This is a genomic window from Streptomyces sp. NPDC050161 (assembly GCF_044460025.1).
Classification (GTDB): Bacteria; Actinomycetota; Actinomycetes; order Streptomycetales; family Streptomycetaceae; genus Streptomyces.
Map to the genome: position 1 here is coordinate 588,050 of NZ_JBITJM010000001.1, position 18,544 is coordinate 606,593.

Genomic DNA, 18,544 nt, shown 5'->3' on the forward strand with positions numbered 1-18,544 from the left:
ATGTCCAAGCACACGCTCTCCGTCCTGGTGGAGAACACCCCCGGCATCCTGGCGCGGATCGCCGCCCTGTTCTCCCGGCGCGGTTTCAACATCGACTCGCTCGCGGTCGGTGTCACCGAACACCCCGACATCTCCCGCATCACCATCGTGGTCAGCGTCGAATCGCTGCCGCTCGAACAGGTCACCAAGCAGCTCAACAAGCTCGTCAACGTGCTGAAGATCGTCGAGTTGGAGCAGGGGCACGCGATCCAGCGGGAGTTGGTCCTCGTCAAGGTCCGCGCGGACAACGAGACCCGCTCGCAGATCGTCGAGATCGTCCAGCTCTTCCGTGCCAAGACCGTCGACGTCTCCCCGGAGGCGGTCACCGTCGAGGCCACCGGATCCAGCGACAAGCTGGAGGCGATGCTCAAGATGCTGGAGCCGTTCGGCATCAAGGAGCTGGTGCAGTCCGGCACCATCGCCATAGGGCGTGGCGCCCGGTCCATCACGGACCGCTCGCTGCGCGCGCTGGACCGTACGGCCTGACCCCCGCGGTCCCCGGCGGACCGCACGGCGCCGCGCCCCGAGCGGCACGGCGCCGCCCTCGCCGCTCGCATGGCGAGACCCGCGAACCTTCCCCACCCCGCCCGACGTACTGTGTGGGCAACCAGCTAGATCCAAGGAGATACCCGAAGTGGCCGAGCTGTTCTACGACGACGATGCCGACCTGTCCATCATCCAGAACCGCAAGGTCGCGGTCATCGGGTACGGAAGCCAGGGCCATGCCCACGCGCTGTCCCTGCGTGACTCTGGTGTCGACGTGCGCGTCGGTCTGCACGAGGGTTCCAAGTCCAAGGCGAAGGCCGAGGAGCAGGGCCTGCGGGTGGTCACACCCGCCGAGGCGGCGGCCGAGGCCGACGTCATCATGATCCTGGTGCCGGACCCGATCCAGGCGAAGGTCTACGAGGAGTCCATCAAGGACAACCTCAAGGACGGCGACGCGCTGTTCTTCGGCCACGGCCTGAACATCCGTTACGGCTTCATCAAGGCCCCCGAGGGCGTCGACGTCTGCATGGTCGCCCCCAAGGGCCCCGGCCACCTGGTGCGCCGTCAGTACGAGGAAGGCCGCGGCGTGCCCTGCATCGCGGCCGTCGAGCAGGACGCGTCCGGCAGCGCCTTCGCGCTGGCGCTCGCGTACGCCAAGGGCATCGGCGGCACCCGCGCCGGCGTCATCAAGACGACCTTCACCGAGGAGACCGAGACCGACCTCTTCGGCGAGCAGGCCGTGCTGTGCGGCGGTGCGTCGGCGCTGGTCAAGGCCGGTTTCGAGACGCTGGTCGAGGCGGGCTACCAGCCCGAGATCGCGTACTTCGAGTGCCTGCACGAGCTGAAGCTGATCGTGGACCTCATGTACGAGGGCGGCCTGGAGAAGATGCGCTGGTCGATCTCGGAGACCGCCGAGTGGGGCGACTACGTCACCGGCCCGCGGATCGTGAACGAGAACACCAAGGCCGAGATGAAGAAGGTGCTCGCCGAGATCCAGGACGGCACCTTCGCCAACAACTGGATGGCGGAGTACAACGCCGGCCTGCCGAAGTACAACGAGTACAAGAAGGCCGACGAGAACCACCTCCTGGAGACCACGGGCAAGCAGCTGCGCAAGCTGATGAGCTGGGTCGACGACGAGGCGTAACACCCGTCGGACGAGGGCCGCGGCACTGTCCGCGGCCCTTTCGTCCGTCCGGCCGCGGCCCGTCCACCGATACGGCGGCGTCGCCTTGTCCACCGCGTAGAACCACGCACGGGTGATCCTTACGCTTCGGCACAGCGACGCCCAGGGCCGCCACTACACTGCCAGGCACAAGCGCGTCAGGCTCACAGCGTCGTGCGTCTTCCACGCGGCTGCCCCCTTCACCGCCTTCGGCCGTCGGGACGGTCGTCCGCGAAGGACTAGTGAGGACTGAAGACCACGTGAGCTCGAAACCTGTCGTACTGATCGCCGAAGAACTCTCGCCCGCCACCGTCGACGCCCTCGGCCCCGACTTCGAGATCCGGCACTGCAACGGCGCGGACCGCGCCGAACTGCTCCCCGTCATCGCCGAGGTGGACGCCGTCCTCGTGCGCAGCGCCACGAAGATCGACGCCGAGGCGATCGCCGCCGCGAAGAAGCTGAAGGTCGTCGCCCGCGCCGGCGTGGGCCTGGACAACGTCGACGTCTCCGCCGCCACCAAGGCGGGTGTGATGGTCGTCAACGCCCCGACCTCCAACATCGTCACCGCCGCCGAGCTGGCCTGCGGCCTGCTGGTCGCCACCGCCCGCAACATCCCGCAGGCCAACACCGCCCTGAAGAACGGCGAGTGGAAGCGGAGCAAGTACACCGGTGTCGAGCTGAGCGAGAAGACCCTCGGCGTGGTCGGCCTCGGCCGGATCGGCGTCCTGGTCGCGCAGCGGATGTCGGCCTTCGGCATGAAGGTCGTCGCCTACGACCCCTACGTCCAGCCGGCCCGCGCCGCGCAGATGGGCGTCAAGCTCCTCACCCTCGACGAGCTGCTCGCGGTCTCCGACTTCATCACCGTGCACCTGCCCAAGACGCCCGAGACGGTCGGCCTGATCGGTGACGACGCGCTGCACAAGGTGAAGCCGTCGGTCCGGATCGTCAACGCCGCCCGCGGCGGGATCGTCGACGAGGTCGCGCTGGCCAGCGCGCTCAAGGAGGGCCGGGTGGCAGGCGCGGGCCTCGACGTCTACGCGTCCGAGCCGTGCACCGACTCGCCGCTGTTCGAGTTCGACCAGGTCGTGGCCACCCCGCACCTCGGTGCGTCGACGGGTGAGGCGCAGGAGAAGGCCGGTATCGCGGTCGCCAGGTCGGTGCGGCTCGCGCTGGCCGGTGAGCTGGTGCCGGACGCGGTCAACGTGCAGGGCGGCGTGATCGCCGAGGACGTCAAGCCGGGGCTGCCGCTGGCCGAGCGCCTGGGCCGGATCTTCACCGCGCTGGCCGGTGAGGTCGCGCTGCGGCTCGACGTCGAGGTGTACGGCGAGATCACCCAGCACGACGTCAAGGTGCTGGAACTCTCCGCGCTCAAGGGCGTGTTCGAGGACGTCGTCGCCGAGACGGTGTCCTACGTCAACGCGCCGCTGTTCGCGCAGGAGCGCGGCGTCGAGGTGCGGCTGACGACCAGCAGCGAGTCGGCCGAGCACCGCAACGTCGTGACGGTGCGCGGCACCCTCGCCGACGGCGAGGAGGTCTCGATCTCCGGCACCCTGTCGGGCAACAAGAACGCCCAGAAGATCGTCGCGGTCGGGGAGCACTCCATCGACCTGGCGCTCGCCGACCACATGGCGTTCCTGCGCTACGGCGACCGCCCCGGAGTCGTCGGCACCGTCGGCCGGATCCTGGGCGAGGCGGGCATCAACATCGGCGGCATGCAGGTCTCGCGGGCCGACGTGGGCGGCGAGGCCCTGGTTGCGCTGACCGTCGACGACACCATCCCGGCCGGTGTGCTCGCCGAGATCTCCGACGAGATCGGCGCGACCTCGGTGCGCGCGGTCAATCTCGCCGACTGATCCACCGGATTTCCGCAGCTCACACGGGCCCGGACACCGCTTCGGCGGGGTCCGGGCCCGTTGCCGTGCGCTGCGGGTGCGCGTGGCGCCGCGAGAGCCAGACGAATGGCCCGCACCCGGCCGGGTGAAGGACCGGCCCCGGAGACCTCCGCACCCTTCACTCGAATGGCGTAGTGGGTGGGGAGGGGCCGAGCGCCGTCAATACCGTCCGGGGCCCGTCGGAGCCGCTGTTTTCCTTCGCTCCCGACTCGCTGCGTGCGTGTTCGCGTCGCGCAATGGGAACTGCGCGTGCCCTGCCGGCGCGGGCGGAAGGAGAAGACGCCATGAATGCACCTCTGGGTGACACCCCGCAGGATCTGACCGGGCTGAACGTGGTCGATTCGGAGGGCGCCAAGGTGGGCTCGGTCCAGCAGGTCTACCGTGACGACGCCACCAACATTCCCGAGTGGATCACCGTGCGGACCGGCCTCTTCGGGATGAAGGAGACCTTCGTACCGCTTGCCGGGGCGCGGCGGGTGGACGACGAACTGCACGTTCCGCACACCAAGGAAACGATCAAGGAGGCACCGCGGATCGATGCCGACGGGCATCTCGATCCGTCCGAGGAGGATGAGCTGTACCGCCACTACGGGCTGACCCGGCCGGGTAACCCGGCGGCCGGCACCGTGCAGGGCGCCGACACCGGCAGCCCGGCGGGCACCGGCAACGCAGGGATGACGGGCACCGGCATGGCGGCCGGCGGCGCCGCGGGGATGGCCGCGGCCGGCACCGGAGCCGACGCGCGGCGGGCCCGTACGCCGGCCGGCGACCGCGACCGGGCGATGGCCGAGGGCGCCGGATCGCTCCACAAGGAACGCACCGACCGGCCGCTGGCCGGGGCGGGGGCCGGCGGGATGGCGATGTCACGCGGCCGGGGCGACGACGAGCGCACGGGCACCAAGGGGGCCAGGGAACAGGTCCCCGAGATCGTGCTCTCCGAGGAGCAGATGCAGATCGGCACCGAGGAGCGCGAGAGCGGCCGTGCCCACCTGCGCAAGCGCGTGGTCACCGAGGACGTGCACCGCACGGTTCCGGTCAGCCACGAAGAGGTGCGGATGGTCCGCGAGCGGATCACCGACGACGAGCGGATGAGCGGCCGGACCCCGCCGCGCATCAGTGACGGCGAGGTCGAGGTCGTCCTGCACGAGGAACAGGCCGTGGTCAGCAAGAAGACCGTGCCGGTGGAACGGGTGCGGCTGGAGACCGAGCGGGTCACGGAGCAGAAGGAGGTCAACATCGAGATCCGCAAGGAGCAGCTGGAGTTCGACGACGGTACGACGGCCCGTAAGGGCGAGCGGAAGGGCCCGGGTCCTGACCGGCGCCGGTGACCCGCCGCCCCGGGGGGGAGCGGCGGAGGCCCCTGATCCGGCCGCCCGCCGCCCGCCCCGGCCCGTCGGCGCCCGCCCCGCACCGCGACCGGCCCGGCCTCCCGCCCGCCCGCGGAGGCCGGGCCCTTACGGGTTCCGCCCCGACGGGTAGCGCGTCCGCCATTCCGGAGACACCGCTCGGACCGGGCGGTACCTGAGCCGGTGGCGGTCGCGCGGGCCGTGTTGCGCGTCAGCCGGTGAACCCCGGCACCACCAGACCTGATTCGTACGCGATCACCACCGCGTGGGTCCGGTTCTGCGCACCGAGCTTGGTCAGCACGTTCCCGACGTGCGTCTTCACCGTCTCCAGGCTCACCATGAGCGACTGCGCGATCTCCGGGTTGGACAGGCCGGTGGCCATCAGCCGCAGCACTTCCTCCTCCCGCTCCGTCAGCGCCGCCTTCGGCAACGCCTCGGCGGAGCCCAGCGGGCGGGCGGCGACCATCCGGCGCAGGGCCGATGGGAAGAGGATCGCCTCCCCCGCCGCCACCACACGTACCGCCTCGGCGATCTGCCGGACCGGAAGCCGCTTGAGCACGAACCCACCGGCCCCCGCGCTGAGCGCCGCAGTGACGTAGCCGTCGTTCTCGAAGGTGGTGATCACCACGACCTTCGGCGGTTCGGCCGACCCGGACTCGGCAAGGAGCTGCCGGGTGGCCTCGATGCCGTTGCGACGCGGCATCCGCACATCCATCAGGACCACGTCAGGGCGCAGCCGCCGCGCCTGCTCGACCGCCTCGACGCCGTCGGCGGCCTCCCCGACCACCGCGATCCCCGGCTGCGCCGCGAGCAAGGTGCGCAGACCGCTGCGGGTCACCTCGTCGTCGTCCGCGATCAAGAGGGTGACGGGGGCGCCGGCGGGGCCGGACCCGGTCGTGACGGCCGCGCTCGCGTCAGGGCCGGTCATGCCGGTACCCGTACCGGCAGCCGGACCGCCAACCGCCAGTGCCGCGGTCCGTCCGGGCCGACCTCGATCTCACCGTGCAGCAGCCGCACGCGCTCGGCGAGGCCGGGCAGGCCGTGCCCGGACGTCCGGAAGACACCCGCGCCCGTACGCATGCCCGCGCCCGCCCCGTTGACCACACCGAGCTCAAGCCGGTCCGGCAGGGCCGCCACCCGGACCCCGACCGGACCGCCCGTCCCGTGCCGCAGCGCGTTCGTCAGACCCTCCTGCAGAATCCGGTACGCGGCCCGGGAGAGCGTCCCCTGCACCTGCGCCAACTCGCCGGAAAGATCCACCTCAAGGACCGCGCCCGCGTGCCGCAACCGGTCGAGCAGCTCGGGCAGGTCGGCCAGGGTCCGGGTCGGTGCCGTCTCCGCCGTCTCCTCGCGCAGTACGCCCAGTACGTAATCCAGGTCCTCAAGCGCGGCCCTGGCCGACTCCTCGATGCTGCGCAGCGCGGCCCGCGCCGCCCCCGGGTCGGCGGACAGCACCTCGCCCGCGACCGCCGCCTGGATCGTGGTCGCGGTCAGCGTGTGCCCGATCGAGTCGTGCAACTCGTGGGCCAGCCTGTTGCGTTCGGCAAGGCGCTGCTCCCGCTCGGCCAGCAGCGCGAGCCGCTCGGCCGACGAAGGACCCAGGAGCCTCGGCGCCAGCCACCGCAGCACGCCCGTCACCACCACGCACACGACCGCAGCGAGCAGCAGGCAGCAGAGCGCCATCACCCAGCTCTGCCATCCGCCGTCGGACCGCAGCGACCGGCCGAACAGACTCAGCCCGGCTTCGGCACCGAGCCAGTTCCCGGGGAGGGCGATCCCCATGAGGACCAGCACGCCGCTCGTCAGCGCCCCCGCCCACCCCAGCGTCACGTGCAGCAGCAGCCAGAGGGGAGTCCGCCGGCGGTCGGCGCCGGACGGCACGGCGGCAGGGGCCGGCAACGGCACCCTCAGAAGGTGGCGGGCGAACGCGATCAGTACCCGCCGCGTGGCGCGGGCAAGACCGGCCAGGCCGATCAGTGCGGCCCAGACCAGGAGGACCAGGACGGCCTGCACTCCATAGGGAGCGGACGGCCACGCCAGTGCCGGCAGCAGGGCGAAAGGCAGCAGCGGAAGGCTCGCCAACGCGCCGCAACAGGCGAACAGCATGCCCGCATATGTGGAGCCGCGCAGCAGCGGCCGGAGTCCCCTGATCATTGTCGCCCCAGTATGACCGGGCAGTTCACCGATGGCCTCCCTCGATGGAGGGAGCACTTTCTCCCGCCTTACCGCGATGCGCATCCGCGATGCCGGAAGCCAGGATCGTGCCCTGAACAGTTGACCGGAGGACGTTCGATGAACACGCAAGGAATCACGCAAGGAATCACGCGAGGAATGGAGATGCCGCCGCGTCACACGGCATCGGCCAACGGCCCGGCCGGGGCCGCCATGGTGCTCGGCGTCATCGGCTTGAGCACGTCGGTCTTCTTCATCGGCGGCCTGTTCGGGGTCATCGGCCTGATCCTGGGCATCGTCGCCCTGATGACGGCCAAGCGGACCGGTACCGGCGGGGGCAAGGCCCGCACCGGCGTGGTGACATCGGCCCTCGCGATCGTGGTGTCCGTCCTGGTCGCCGTCTTCTTCGTCCGGTACGCCGACAAGACGCAGGAGTGCTATCGGCCCGACAGTTTCCAGCAGTACACGCACTGCGTCCACCAGCAGTTCACCGGGAATTGACCGGCGACCGGCGACTTCTCCCCAGCAAGGACGAGCATCACTGTGCGGAACACAAGAATTGCCTCTCTCCTGGCCGTCGGCGCCGTGGCGGCTTTCCTTTCGGTACTTACGCCGGTAACGGCCCCTTCCGGATCCGATGCCTCCGCGGCCAAGAATCCGCTGCGGCAGTACACGCAACAGACGCCGCGGTGGCAGCGCTGCGATGCGAAGAACCCCGCCACCTATCAGTGCGCGACACTCAAGGTGCCGCTGGACTACGGCAATCCCGGAGGCAGGAAGACGGACCTCGCGATATCCCGGCTCAAGGCGAGCAGTGCACAGGAACGTCGCGGTGTTCTGCTGCTCAATCCCGGCGGCCCCGGCGGTCCCGGCCTGGATTTGCCCGTCAGCGGGGAAGCGGAATTCCCCGAGGAAGTGAAGAGGCGGTACGACCTCATCGGGTTCGACCCGAGGGGCGTCGGGCGGAGTTCGCCCGTCAGCTGCGGTCTGACCGCCGGCGAACAGGACCTGGAGCGCCCGTACACGACCGGGACCTTCGCGCAGGACGTGAAGTGGGCCCGTACGGTGGCCGCCAAGTGCCGGGCCAGGGAAGGCGACAGGCTGCGCCACCTCACCACCCGCAACACCGCTCGCGACATGGACGTCATCCGTGCCGTGCTCGGGGAGAAGAAGATCTCCTACCTGGGGTTCTCCTACGGCACCTACCTCGGCGCCGTCTACACGCAGATGTTCCCCGGCGGACCGACCGGTTCGTGCTTGACAGTGCGGCCGACCCCGCGCGGTACGGGCGGGGCATGTTCCGGGCGATGGCGCAGAGGGCCGAGCCCGCCTTCACACGATGGACCCAATGGACTGCCAGGCGGCACGCGACGTACGCACTGGGCCACACCCCGGCCGAGGTCCGCAAGACGTTCTGGGACCTCGTCGCCCGGGCCGACCGCACGCCCATCGACCACGGCGGGACGCTCTTCACCGGTGACACCATCCGCGCTCGGCGCGCCATGTTCTCCCGCGTTCAGCAGGCCGCCACCTGGGTCGCCGAGCTGAAGAAGGCGGCCGACGGCCGGAAGCCGGATCCGTCCGGCACGCCCGAGCAGGTCCCGAGCCCCCGACGGCCGACGTCAGCCCGCGACGTCCCCTCGGACAATGAGGCCGCGAGCGCCTGGGCCGTCCTCTGCGCCGACACCCGCACGTCGTGGCCGCGCGACCCCGAGCAGTACCGCCGCGACGCGATCCGCGACAGGGCCAGGTATCCGCTGTCCGGCGACTTCGATTCCCACATCAAGCCGTGTGCCTTCTGGAAGCCGGGCAGCGAACCCAGGACAACAGTGGCCAACAGGGTCCGTGCGCTCATCCTGCAGAACGAGTGGGATCCTGCCACGCCCCCGGCCGGCGGCCGGGCCATGCACCGGGCCCTGCGCGGATCCCGGATGGTCACCGTCGCCGGCGGAGAGGGGCACATCGTCAACGGCACCAACTCCTGCGCGGACAACAGCGCCACGGTCTACCTGACCACGGGCAGGCTCCCGGCGAAGGACATGACCTGCCGAGCGCCTGCCGGGTAGGGGGCGGAAACCCGCACGCTCCAGGTCCTGTCGTCGAACTCCCGTCGTCTGCCCGGAGGGCAGGCCCCAGGCCCTAGAGGGACATCACAGCCGGGCGGCCTTCAGGGACATGTGCAGCAGCAGGCGGTCCTCGCCCTCGTCGAGGTCGAGGCCGGTGAGCTTCTCCACCCGGCCCAGGCGGTAGTAGAGCGTCTGGCGGTGGATGCCCAGGGCCTGCGCGGTGCGGCCCGCCTGGCCCGCGCAGTCGAGGAACGCCTCGACGGTGCGGGCCAGTTCGGCGTGCGCGGGCGCCAGCAGCGGGCGGACCGCGGCGTCGGTCACGCCGGCGGGCAGCGAGGTCAGCAGACGGTACGAGCCCAGCGCCGTCCACTCGGCGACCGGCCCGAAGCGCGGCTCGGCGCGGGCCGCGCGGGCGGCGTCCAGGGCCTCCCGCCAGATCGCCGGGAGCCCGGTCAACTCCTGTGTGCCGGAGGCGATTCCGGCCGCGCCGGGGCGTAGCTGGGAGCCGTCGGCGGGGGAGGCGGGGGAGGTGCGGACGGGCCTGCGGCCTGCGGCGGCCGGGGCGGCGGCGCCCGCGCGCGGGGACCGCAGCAGATGTTCGGCCACCGTGTGGGCGGGCCCGAGCGCACCGGGAGACCGCAGCCGTACCAGGGCGGCCAGCGCGGGGACCGGTGGCGCGGCGCGCGGCGGGCCGGTGCCGGACGCCCCGGCCTGCGCGGGGACGGTGGCGGACTCGCCTGAGCCGCCCGCCGCCCCGCCGGGCTGGAGCGCGCAGGCCGCCAGCAGTCCCGGCAGGCTCGGCGGCGGCGCCGCGTCGGTTTCGGGGGTGTCCCACGGCAGCACGGCGACCAGGGTCAGCGGCATGCCCGTGCTGAACCGCAGGGTGTCGCGCAGCGCGTCGCGGAGCAGGACCGCGGCGGCCGGCCGGCCTGCGGGCCCGGCGAGCAGCACCTCGCGCAGCAGGTCGCCCAGTTCGGAGCCGGCCCGTGCCTCGTCGGCGAGCAGGGCGCCGATCCGGGCCGCGGTCTCCATGGCCTGCTCGATGCGCGGGTCGGGGGGCGTGTCATGACCGCCCAGTTCGAGGTGGGTGAGGTGACCGTCGTCCAGCAGCCACACATAGCCGTGCACGATGCCGCGGTGGCGCACCGGCAGACAGATCCGGCCTTTGAACACGCCCGCCGCGGGGTCCGGAGGGATGCGCAGAGCGCTCTTGGCGCGGGCGATGCCGAACGCCTCGAACCAGGCTCTCACCGCGGACGACGAGCGGCGTTGGAGGATCGACCGGGTGCGCACGGGATCCATGACGAGGTCGTCGTCGCCCTCGTGAGCGCCGAACGCGATCAGCCCGAAGTCGCGATCCTCCAAGGTCGCAGGCGCTCCGAGCGCCGCTGAGATCTCGTCCACAAGCTGCTGGTAGTCGCCCCGCATCCGCCGGTCGTCCCCTTTCCTGTTGTGTACGCCACCACTGTCCCTGGCGGCACTTCATCATCCGCGGCCACAGTGGTGTTGTCGTCACCCTTCATTCTCATACAAGTGTCTGAGATACGGGCCACCAAGGCGTGACAGCTGTCGATGGCTGAAAGGTGACGAGATCCTTAAGTTTCAGGTGGCTCATCTTGCCGTTGCGCCCGCCCCACCGGCGCCCGCCCGGCATTTGTCATCCTGAATCGTGGAGGTGCCCCATGCTGGGTCCTGTGCTCCTCGCCGCCGCGCGCAGCGACAGCATCCGCCGCATCGTTGCGGCCGCTCCGATCACCCGCCCGGTGGTCGATCGATTCGTCGCCGGTGAACGGCTCGACCAGTCGATGGCCGTCGTACGGTCCCTGGCCGAGCGGGGAATGGAGGTCACTCTCGACCACCTCGGCGAGGACATCACCGACCCGGCCGAGGCGCTGCGCAACCGCGACGCCTACCTCCAGCTCACCGAGGCGCTCGGTGCGCAGGGGCTCGGCGAGCGCGCCGAGATGTCCGTCAAGCTCTCCGCCTTCGGGCAGGCACTGTCCGGCGGCCACGAGCTGGCGCTCAAGAACGTCACGCCCGTGGTGGAGGCCGCAGCTGCGGCCGGTACGACCGTGACCCTCGACATGGAGGACCACACCACCGTCGACTCCACCCTCGCGATCCTCGCCGACCTGCGCGAGCGGTTCCCCCAGACGGGAGCGGTCGTCCAGTCCTACCTCTTCCGTACGGAGGACGACTGCCACGCACTGGCCGGTGAAGGCTCCCGCGTGCGGCTCGTCAAGGGCGCCTACAAGGAGCCCGCGACCGTCGCCTTCCAGGACAAGCGCGAGGTCGACAAGGCGTATGTGCGCTGCCTGAAGATCCTCATGGCGGGCGAGGGCTACCCCATGATCGGCTCGCACGACCCGCGGATGGTCGCCATCGGCCAGGACCTGGCCCGCCGCAACGGCCGCAAGCCCGGCGACTTCGAGTTCCAGATGCTCTACGGCATCCGGGAGGCCGAGCAGCAGCGGCTCGTCGCCGAGGGCCACCGCATGCGCGTCTACATCCCGTACGGCACCGACTGGTACGGATACTTCATGCGGCGCCTCGCCGAGCGCCCCGCGAACATGGCGTTCTTCCTCAGGTCGCTCGCCTCCAAGGGCTGATGGCCCGATCGGGCCGCGCGGGTGGATGCTTGAGGCGGGGGGTAGCTCCCCGAAAGCAGCGCCCGCGCCGCCCACCCTCAGCGGCGCGCCGCTGGAACATTGTGAAACCGACGTCGAATTCGAAGGAGACACGGCCGCTATGGACGCTGTGACCCACGTCCCCGCCCCGTACAACGAGCCGGTGCACGGCTACGCCCCCGGCTCCCCGGAGCGCGCCCGCCTTGAGACCAAGCTCAAGGAGCTCGCCGGCAACCCCGTCGAGCTGCCGATGACCATCAACGGCGTCAAGCGGATGGGCGGCGGCGAGCGCTTCGACGTCGTGCAGCCGCACAACCACAAGGCCGTGATCGGCACCTACGCCAACGCCACCGAGGCCGACGCCCAGGAGGCCGTCGACGCCGCCCTGGCCGCCGCCCCTGCTTGGCGCGCGATGTCCTTCGACGACCGCGCCGCGATCCTGCTCAAGGCCGCGGACCTGCTGTCGGGCCCCTGGCGCGAGACCATCGCCGCCTCCACGATGCTCGGCCAGTCCAAGACCGCCCAGCAGGCCGAGATCGACGCGCCCTGCGAGCTGGTGGACTTCTGGCGCTTCAACGTGCACTTCGCGCGTGAGCTGCTCCAGGAGCAGCCCCCCATGCAGCCGAACGGTGTCTGGAACCGCCTGGACCACCGCCCGCTGGAGGGCTTCGTCTACGCGATCACGCCCTTCAACTTCACCGCCATCGCCGGCAACCTGCCGACCGCCCCGGCCCTGATGGGCAACGTGGTCGTCTGGAAGCCCTCCCCGACCCAGACCCACTCGGCGATCCTGCTGATGGAACTCCTGGAGGAGGCGGGCCTGCCCAAGGGCGTCATCAACCTCGTCACCGGTGACGGCAAGGCGGTCTCCGAGGTCGCGCTGCCGCACCCGGAGCTGGCCGGCATCCACTTCACCGGCTCGACCGCCACCTTCCAGCACCTGTGGAAGGCCGTCGGCGAGAACATCACCGGCTACCGCTCCTACCCGCGGCTGGTCGGCGAGACCGGCGGCAAGGACTTCATCGTCGCCCACCCGACCGCCGACCCGGCGATCCTGAAGACCGCCATCACCCGTGGCGCCTTCGAGTACCAGGGCCAGAAGTGCTCCGCCGCGTCCCGCGCCTACGTCGCCCGCTCCACCTGGGAGAACGGCTTCAAGGACGAGCTGGCCGCCGAGGTCGACGGCCTGACGATGGGTGACGTCACCGACCTGTCGCACTTCATCGGCGCCGTCATCGACGACCGCTCGTTCGCCAAGAACAAGGCCGCCATCGACCGCGCCAAGGCCGACCCGACCTGCGAGATCGTGGCCGGCGGCACGTACGACGACTCGGTGGGCTACTTCGTCCGCCCGACCGTCATCGCCTGCTCGGACCCGGAGAACGAGGTCTTCAAGACCGAGTACTTCGGCCCGATCATCGCCGTCCACGTCTACGAGGACGCCGACTTCGACAAGACCGTCGAGCAGATGGAGTCCGCGTCGGCCTACGCGCTGACCGGCGCCGTCCTCGCCAAGGACCGGCAGGTCGTCGCCGAGGTCTCCGAGAAGCTCCGCTTCGCGGCCGGCAACTTCTACGTCAACGACCGGCCGACCGGTTCCATCGTCGGCCAGCAGCCCTTCGGCGGCGGCCGGGCATCGGGCACCAACGACAAGGCGGGCTCGAAGTTCAACCTGCTGCGCTGGATGTCCCCGCGCGCCATCAAGGAGACGATGGTCGCCCCGACGGACTACCGCTACCCGCACATGGGCTGACCACCCCCGACGCCGGGACGTGCCCATCCGCACACCCCGGCGGGCGCCGGCCGTGACCTCCCCCCGCGCACCGGCGCCCGCGGTATCCACCGCACCGACCGCCCCTGGCCCGACCGGCCGGGGGCGGTCGGGCGTTACGGGACCGCATCGCGCAGCCGCGGGGGGCACCCGTCTCAGATAGTAGGAAGCCCAAGTAATTGTGCAGACATCACGGCTGCACTGTCCTAGCGTTGTAGGAGCCGAACGTATCGCTCTATCGAGCGACGGTGGATGCGGCCCGTGCACGCGTGCAGGTGACCCCTGTGGCACAAGGCCCCCGCCCCTTCCGGCCGTTCCTGGATCGACGCAATCCTCCTTCTCGGGGCTTTGGCATTGGAGACGTGAATCATGGCCGAGACTGCCGTCCGCAGGACCCGTCACTCCGCTCGCAGGACCAACGAAGCCGACCGTAAGAACGCCGCTGCCGCGCTCCAGCGGGCCCTCGACCGCCGGGACAACGGCGGGGCCACCGGGCACTGATCCCTGACCCCTGAGCGCTGATCCCTGAGCACTGATTCGAGCGGGCCGTTGCCGCCCGTACCGCCGCCGCTGCCGCCGTGTGCGCGCAGCGGCGGCGGAGTCCGTGGGGCGGGGTGTGCCGAGGGCGGTCTTGTGTGAGGGGTGTCCCATCGGGACATGTGTCCCATTGGGACATGGTGGGTGTACCGTGCAGGTATGAGCGCGGAACGCACCGGGACCGAAGCGCGGCCCGACCGTCGGGCCCGCAGGTCACGCCGTACCCGCGACACCCTCGCGCGGGCCGCCCTTGAGCTGGTGCTCGACCGCGGGCTGCGCGAGGTGAGCGTCGAGGACATCGCTGAGCGCGCCGATGTCGCGCGGCGGACCTTCAGCCGGTATTTCACCGGCAAGGAAGAGGCCGTCGCCGACTGCATCCGCGCCGACGCCGAGCGGATCAACGACGCGCTGCGCGCCCGCCCGGCCGCCGAGCCGCCGCTGGTCGCCTACCGCGCCGCCGTACTGGACTGGCTCACCGACGAGGACGAGCCCGCCTGGCACCGCCGGCCGCACGTCTTCGACCTGCTGACGCTCGCCGAGCGCGAGCCGACGCTGTACGCCGCGCTCCAGCACACCCGCGTCGCCGCGCAGGAGGAATCGGTCCGCATCCTGGCAGGCCGGCTGGGCGTGGATCCCGTGGTGGACCTGCGCCCCGCCGTGCTCGTCGGAGCCGGTGCCGGTGCCCTCGTCGCCGCGCAGCACGCCTGGGTCAGGGGCGGTCAACTCGCCGCCCTGCCCGGCCTCGTCGAGCGCGCCTTCGCCGCGCTGGCCGACGCGTCACCGTCCGCCGCACCCGCGGCGCACCCCGGGGAGCCGCCCGATCAGGCTCCCGTATCGCCTCAAGGGATCTGAGTACGTATGTCGCACGACCACAGCTCCACCCCCGCCCCCGCCGTCGTCGCGGACGAGTTCGCCGGACGGGTCGCACTGGTCACCGGCGGTGCCTCCGGCATTGGCCTGGCCGTCGCCCGCCGGCTGGTGCGCGGCGGTGCCGCCGTCGTCCTGGCGGACTTCAACGAAGCAGGCGCCCGCGCCGCCGCCGGTGAACTGGCCGCCGACGGCGCCCGCGCCGCGGCCGTCGCGGTGGACGTCACCGACGCGGAGTCCGTCGCCCGCGCCGTCCGCTTCACCACCGACACCTACGGCAGCCTCGATCTGGCCGTCAACAACGCGGGGATCAGCGGCCCGGTGGCAGCCACCGGTGCGTACGACCCGGACGCCTTCCGCCGCGTCATCGACACCAACCTCAACGGCGTCTTCCACTCGCTGCGCCACGAACTGCCGGTGATGGCCGCCGCGGGCGGCGGCGCCATCGTCAACATGGCGTCGATCCTGGGCACCAACGGCTTCGCCGGGTCGCCCGCGTACGTCGCCGCGAAGCACGGGGTGGTCGGCCTGACCAAGACGGCCGCACTGGAATACGCAGGCCAGGGCATCCGGATCAACGCGGCGGGGCCCGGCTTCATCGACACCCCGCTGCTGCGCGACGCCGATCCCGAGCACCGTGCGCAGCTCGTCGCGCTGCACCCGGCGGGCCGGCTCGGCACGGCCGACGAGGTCGCCGAGCTGACCGCGTTCCTGCTGTCCGACCGCGCGTCGTTCATCAACGGCAGCTATCACCTCGTCGATGGTGGCTACGCCGCCCGCTGACCCGCCGCCACACCACCACTCGGGGCATCGAGAAAAGAGCACACCCATGAAGGCAGTCCAGTACCGCGAGATCGGCGCCACCCCGCAGGTCGTCACCGTCCCCGAGCCCGAAGCCGGTCCCGGTCAGGTGCTGCTCCGGATGACGGCGGCCGGGGTGTGCCACTCCGACATCGCCGTGATGAGCATGCCGGCCGACGCGCTGCGCTTCCCGCTGCCGCTGACCCTCGGCCACGAAGGCGTGGGCACGGTCGCGGCGCTCGGCGCGGGGGTCACGGGGCTGGCCGTCGGCGACGCGGTCGCGGTCTACGGGCCGTGGGGCTGCGGCACCTGCCCGGCCTGCGCCGAGGGCAAGGAGAACTACTGCCGGCGCGCCGCCGACCTGGGCATCTTCCCGCCGGGACTGGGCGCGCCCGGCGCGATGGCGCAGTACATGGTCGTCGACGACCCGCGGCATCTGGTGCCGCTCGGCGGGCTCGACCCGGTGGCCGCGGTGCCGCTGACCGACGCCGGTCTGACGCCGTATCACGCCATCAAGCGCTCGCTGCCGAAGCTGGTGCCGGGCGCCACGGCCGTCGTCATCGGCACCGGCGGGCTCGGCCACGTCGCGATCCAGCTGCTGCGGGCCATGACCGCGGTCCGGGTCATCGCGCTGGACGTCACCGAGGAGAAGCTGGCGCTGGCCCGCGAGGTGGGCGCGCACGACGCGGTGCTCTCCGACGCGGGCGCCGCGGCGGCGGTCCGTGAACTGACCGGCGGCCTCGGCGCGCAGCTGGTCCTGGACTGCGTGGGTGCCCCGCCGACGGTCGCCGCCGCCGGGGCGATGGCCGCCGCCGAGGCGGACGTGACCATCGTCGGGCTCGGCGGCGGCGCCCTGCCGGTGGGCTTCGGCGCCCTGGCGCACGAGGTCGCGGTCTGCTCGCCGTACTGGGGCAGCCGCACCGAGCTGGGCGAGGTGCTGGCCCTGGCGCGGGCCGGTGCGGTCGATGTGCACGTCGAGACGTACGGCATCGACGAGGCGCCGCTGGCCTACGAGCGGCTGCACGCGGGGGAGATCAACGGCCGGGCCGTGATCCTCCCCTGGAGCTGAGGCCCGCGCGCTACCGGGTCACCTCGAAGTGGTCGATGCGCTCGCCGGTTTCGGCGAGCGCGGTGACCTTCATCGTCGGACGGTGGCCGGGTGAGACCTCGACGGCGATGAAGGAGAAGCCGGTGTAGCGCACCCGCGACCACTCCACGGTGTCCTTGGCCTTCGCCCGGTCCTTCGTCCAGTGGTAGGTGTCCACCGAGTCGAGGTCCTTCACGTGGCCCTCGTAGCTGTCGGGCACCGGGAAGTCGTAGAGCGCACGGCCCGCGCCGCCCGCGGTGACGTAGACGATGCCGTCGCGGGTGGCGTCGACCCGCTCGCCGACCGGTACCCGCTTGGACACCCGGCCGCCCTTGAGGGCGTCGGTCCGCTCGTAGACGTGGTTGTGGCCGTTGACGACGAGGTCCACCTGGTGCTTCTCGAAGAGCGGCAGCCAGGCGTCGCGCACCCCGCCGTCCGACGCGTGCGAGTTGGTGGTGGAGAAGGCGCAGTGGTGGAAGAAGACGACGATGAAGTCGATGCCGTCGGCGGCGCGCAGTTCGCCGAGGCGGCGGTCCAGCCAGCGGGTCTGCTTGCCGTCGGTGTAGCCCTGGTTGGCGGGGATCTCGTACGAGACGTCGTTGGCGTCCAGCGCGACGACCGCGGTGTTGCCGTAGGTGAACGAGTAGACGCCGGGCGCGTGTTGGGCGTCGGGGCCGTTGCCAGGCAGGGTCCAGCGGGCGTTCTGGCCGCCGTAGCCGTGGGGTGAGTACCAGGCTTCCATGTCGTGGTTGCCGGTCGTCACCATCCACGGCACGGACTTGGCGACCGACTCGGTCTGCGCCAGGAACTGGTCCCACACCCGCGCGTCGTAGGTGTCGTGCTCGGAGCCCTGGCCGTCCGGGTCGGCGTAGCAGATGTCGCCCGCGTGCAGGTGGAACGCCGGGTTCTGGCCCAGGATCAACTGGTCGTTGGCGAGCGCGTGGTAGCTGACGCCCTGGTCGCCGAAGGCGGTGAAGACGAAGGTCTCGGCGCGGGCCGGGGCGGTGCGGAAGGTGCCGACGGTGGAGAAGTGCCGCGGGTCGGCCGGGTCGAAGCCGTCGTGGCCGACGCCGTAGTAGTACGTCGTCCCCGGGCGCAGGCCGTCGAGCGCCGCGTGCAGGTAGTACTGCTGGACGGCGGGCAGCTTCGCCGACAGCGACGGGGTGTGCAGGTCGCGCACCTCGGCCTGGATCTTGCGCCCCAGGTCCCAGGGCTTGTGGCCGACCCGCAGGTACGGGCGGCGGACCGCGAACGGCACCTGCCAGCCCACCCGCATCTGCGTCGTGGGGTCGGCCCCGAACGCCAGGTGCCGGCCGAACGGCGCGACCAGCGAACCGTCGACGTGGCTCGCGGCGTGCGAGGTCAGCAGGGTGGGGGAGGGCGCGGCCTGGGCGGATCCCGCCAGCAGCCCGGAACCGGCGACGACCCCCGCGGTCGCCGCCGAACTGCGCAGCAGCCCGCGGCGGGTGAGCTTGGTGCGGAGGTATGCGTGCTGTTCCGGCATGCTCATCCGGGCCGCGAGCTGCTCGGGTATGCCGACGCGGGGGGTGTGCGAGGGCAGGGGGGCTGCCCGGTGGTCTCCAGTCATGGCGAAAAGGTCCCAGCGCCGGCCGTCCGGAGCGGGTCCTGGGGGTGAACGGCGGTTGACCGGATCCCCATGTGTCCGTATGCCGGACGCCACGTGTCAA

15 protein-coding genes and 1 pseudogene are annotated in these 18,544 nt (G+C 71.4%); 12 read left to right on the forward strand and 4 right to left on the reverse strand.

Features of this window, described 5'->3' with window-relative positions; genetic code table 11:
* From ilvN to ACIBK8_RS02575, 4 genes are all read left to right on the forward strand, one after another.
* Positions 1-525 carry an acetolactate synthase small subunit gene (gene ilvN / locus ACIBK8_RS02560; RefSeq protein WP_393682245.1) on the forward strand — a complete coding sequence of 175 codons (525 nt, stop codon included), beginning with the start codon at positions 1-3 and terminating at the stop codon, positions 523-525.
* Positions 526-673: 148 nt separating this feature from the next.
* On the forward strand, positions 674-1,672 hold the full coding sequence (gene ilvC, locus ACIBK8_RS02565; RefSeq protein WP_393682243.1) for a ketol-acid reductoisomerase: 999 nt from the start codon (positions 674-676) through the stop codon (positions 1,670-1,672).
* Positions 1,673-1,950: 278 nt separating this feature from the next.
* Positions 1,951-3,543, forward strand: a complete 1,593-nt coding sequence (serA, locus tag ACIBK8_RS02570; protein WP_393682241.1) for a phosphoglycerate dehydrogenase — start codon at positions 1,951-1,953, stop codon at positions 3,541-3,543.
* Between the two features lie 323 nt (positions 3,544-3,866).
* Complete coding sequence (locus tag ACIBK8_RS02575; RefSeq protein WP_399039653.1) at positions 3,867-4,910, forward strand: PRC and DUF2382 domain-containing protein; 1,044 nt, start codon at positions 3,867-3,869, stop codon at positions 4,908-4,910.
* Positions 4,911-5,139: 229 nt separating this feature from the next.
* Here ACIBK8_RS02575 and ACIBK8_RS02580 read toward each other — a convergent pair whose 3' ends face one another.
* Together ACIBK8_RS02580 and ACIBK8_RS02585 are read right to left on the reverse strand one after the other, a co-directional pair.
* Positions 5,140-5,856: a response regulator gene (locus tag ACIBK8_RS02580; RefSeq protein ID WP_399039654.1), complete on the reverse strand. Its 717-nt coding sequence runs from the start codon at positions 5,854-5,856 to the stop codon at positions 5,140-5,142.
* Entirely contained in the window at positions 5,853-7,082 is a 1,230-nt protein-coding gene (locus ACIBK8_RS02585; protein WP_399039655.1) for a sensor histidine kinase, read from the reverse strand. The genes ACIBK8_RS02580 and ACIBK8_RS02585 overlap by 4 nt, the downstream gene beginning before the upstream one ends.
* Positions 7,083-7,265: 183 nt before the next feature.
* Between ACIBK8_RS02585 and ACIBK8_RS02590 the strand changes: the two genes are divergently transcribed.
* Both ACIBK8_RS02590 and ACIBK8_RS02595 read left to right on the forward strand, forming a co-directional pair.
* Positions 7,266-7,601 carry a DUF4190 domain-containing protein gene (locus ACIBK8_RS02590; RefSeq protein WP_399039656.1) on the forward strand — a complete coding sequence of 112 codons (336 nt, stop codon included), beginning with the start codon at positions 7,266-7,268 and terminating at the stop codon, positions 7,599-7,601.
* Positions 7,602-7,643: 42 nt separating this feature from the next.
* A pseudogene (locus ACIBK8_RS02595) lies at positions 7,644-9,166 on the forward strand (alpha/beta hydrolase).
* Positions 9,167-9,250: 84 nt separating this feature from the next.
* On the opposite strand, the gene ACIBK8_RS02600 reads toward ACIBK8_RS02595, so the two are convergent.
* Positions 9,251-10,594 carry a PucR family transcriptional regulator gene (locus tag ACIBK8_RS02600; RefSeq protein WP_399039657.1) on the reverse strand — a complete coding sequence of 448 codons (1,344 nt, stop codon included), beginning with the start codon at positions 10,592-10,594 and terminating at the stop codon, positions 9,251-9,253.
* Positions 10,595-10,848: 254 nt separating this feature from the next.
* Here ACIBK8_RS02600 and ACIBK8_RS02605 point away from each other — a divergent pair, with 254 nt between their 5' ends.
* The 6 genes from ACIBK8_RS02605 (at position 10,849) to ACIBK8_RS02630 (ending at position 16,838) form a co-directional block, all read left to right on the forward strand.
* Positions 10,849-11,775: a proline dehydrogenase family protein gene (locus tag ACIBK8_RS02605; RefSeq protein WP_393682228.1), complete on the forward strand. Its 927-nt coding sequence runs from the start codon at positions 10,849-10,851 to the stop codon at positions 11,773-11,775.
* Between the two features lie 139 nt (positions 11,776-11,914).
* Positions 11,915-13,546 (forward strand): L-glutamate gamma-semialdehyde dehydrogenase, encoded by a 1,632-nt coding sequence (pruA, locus tag ACIBK8_RS02610; protein ID WP_399039659.1) that lies wholly within the window; start codon positions 11,915-11,917, stop codon positions 13,544-13,546.
* A 387-nt stretch (positions 13,547-13,933) separates the two neighbouring features.
* On the forward strand, positions 13,934-14,065 hold the full coding sequence (locus ACIBK8_RS02615) for a hypothetical protein (RefSeq protein WP_399039660.1): 132 nt from the start codon (positions 13,934-13,936) through the stop codon (positions 14,063-14,065).
* A gap of 195 nt (positions 14,066-14,260) precedes the next feature.
* Entirely contained in the window at positions 14,261-14,953 is a 693-nt protein-coding gene (locus ACIBK8_RS02620) for a TetR family transcriptional regulator (RefSeq protein WP_399039662.1), read from the forward strand.
* Between the two features lie 6 nt (positions 14,954-14,959).
* Positions 14,960-15,751, forward strand: coding sequence for an SDR family NAD(P)-dependent oxidoreductase (locus ACIBK8_RS02625; protein ID WP_399039663.1), 792 nt, complete (start codon positions 14,960-14,962; stop codon positions 15,749-15,751).
* Positions 15,752-15,797: 46 nt separating this feature from the next.
* Positions 15,798-16,838, forward strand: coding sequence for an NAD(P)-dependent alcohol dehydrogenase (locus ACIBK8_RS02630; RefSeq protein ID WP_399039664.1), 1,041 nt, complete (start codon positions 15,798-15,800; stop codon positions 16,836-16,838).
* Between the two features lie 10 nt (positions 16,839-16,848).
* On the opposite strand, the gene ACIBK8_RS02635 is transcribed toward ACIBK8_RS02630, so the two are convergent.
* A complete protein-coding gene (locus ACIBK8_RS02635) occupies positions 16,849-18,444 on the reverse strand; it encodes a fibronectin type III domain-containing protein (RefSeq protein WP_399039665.1) in 1,596 nt (531 codons plus the stop codon).
* Positions 18,445-18,544: the final 100 nt, after the last annotated feature.

Bases quoted from the DNA above. Each gene is read 5' to 3' on its own strand.
- ACIBK8_RS02615 (WP_399039660.1), top strand. From the start codon at position 13,934: ATGGCCGAGACTGCCGTCCGCAGGACCCGTCACTCCGCTCGCAGGACC.
- pruA (WP_399039659.1), top strand. From the start codon at position 11,915: ATGGACGCTGTGACCCACGTCCCCGCCCCGTACAACGAGCCGGTGCAC.
- ACIBK8_RS02600 (WP_399039657.1), bottom strand. From the start codon at position 10,594: ATGCGGGGCGACTACCAGCAGCTTGTGGACGAGATCTCAGCGGCGCTC.
- ACIBK8_RS02585 (WP_399039655.1), bottom strand. From the start codon at position 7,082: ATGATCAGGGGACTCCGGCCGCTGCTGCGCGGCTCCACATATGCGGGC.
- ACIBK8_RS02580 (WP_399039654.1), bottom strand. From the start codon at position 5,856: ATGACCGGCCCTGACGCGAGCGCGGCCGTCACGACCGGGTCCGGCCCC.
- ACIBK8_RS02575 (WP_399039653.1), top strand. From the start codon at position 3,867: ATGAATGCACCTCTGGGTGACACCCCGCAGGATCTGACCGGGCTGAAC.
- ACIBK8_RS02630 (WP_399039664.1), top strand. From the start codon at position 15,798: ATGAAGGCAGTCCAGTACCGCGAGATCGGCGCCACCCCGCAGGTCGTC.
- ACIBK8_RS02620 (WP_399039662.1), top strand. From the start codon at position 14,261: ATGAGCGCGGAACGCACCGGGACCGAAGCGCGGCCCGACCGTCGGGCC.
- ilvN (WP_393682245.1), top strand. From the start codon at position 1: ATGTCCAAGCACACGCTCTCCGTCCTGGTGGAGAACACCCCCGGCATC.
- ACIBK8_RS02605 (WP_393682228.1), top strand. From the start codon at position 10,849: ATGCTGGGTCCTGTGCTCCTCGCCGCCGCGCGCAGCGACAGCATCCGC.
- ACIBK8_RS02635 (WP_399039665.1), bottom strand. From the start codon at position 18,444: ATGACTGGAGACCACCGGGCAGCCCCCCTGCCCTCGCACACCCCCCGC.
- ACIBK8_RS02625 (WP_399039663.1), top strand. From the start codon at position 14,960: ATGTCGCACGACCACAGCTCCACCCCCGCCCCCGCCGTCGTCGCGGAC.
- ACIBK8_RS02590 (WP_399039656.1), top strand. From the start codon at position 7,266: ATGCCGCCGCGTCACACGGCATCGGCCAACGGCCCGGCCGGGGCCGCC.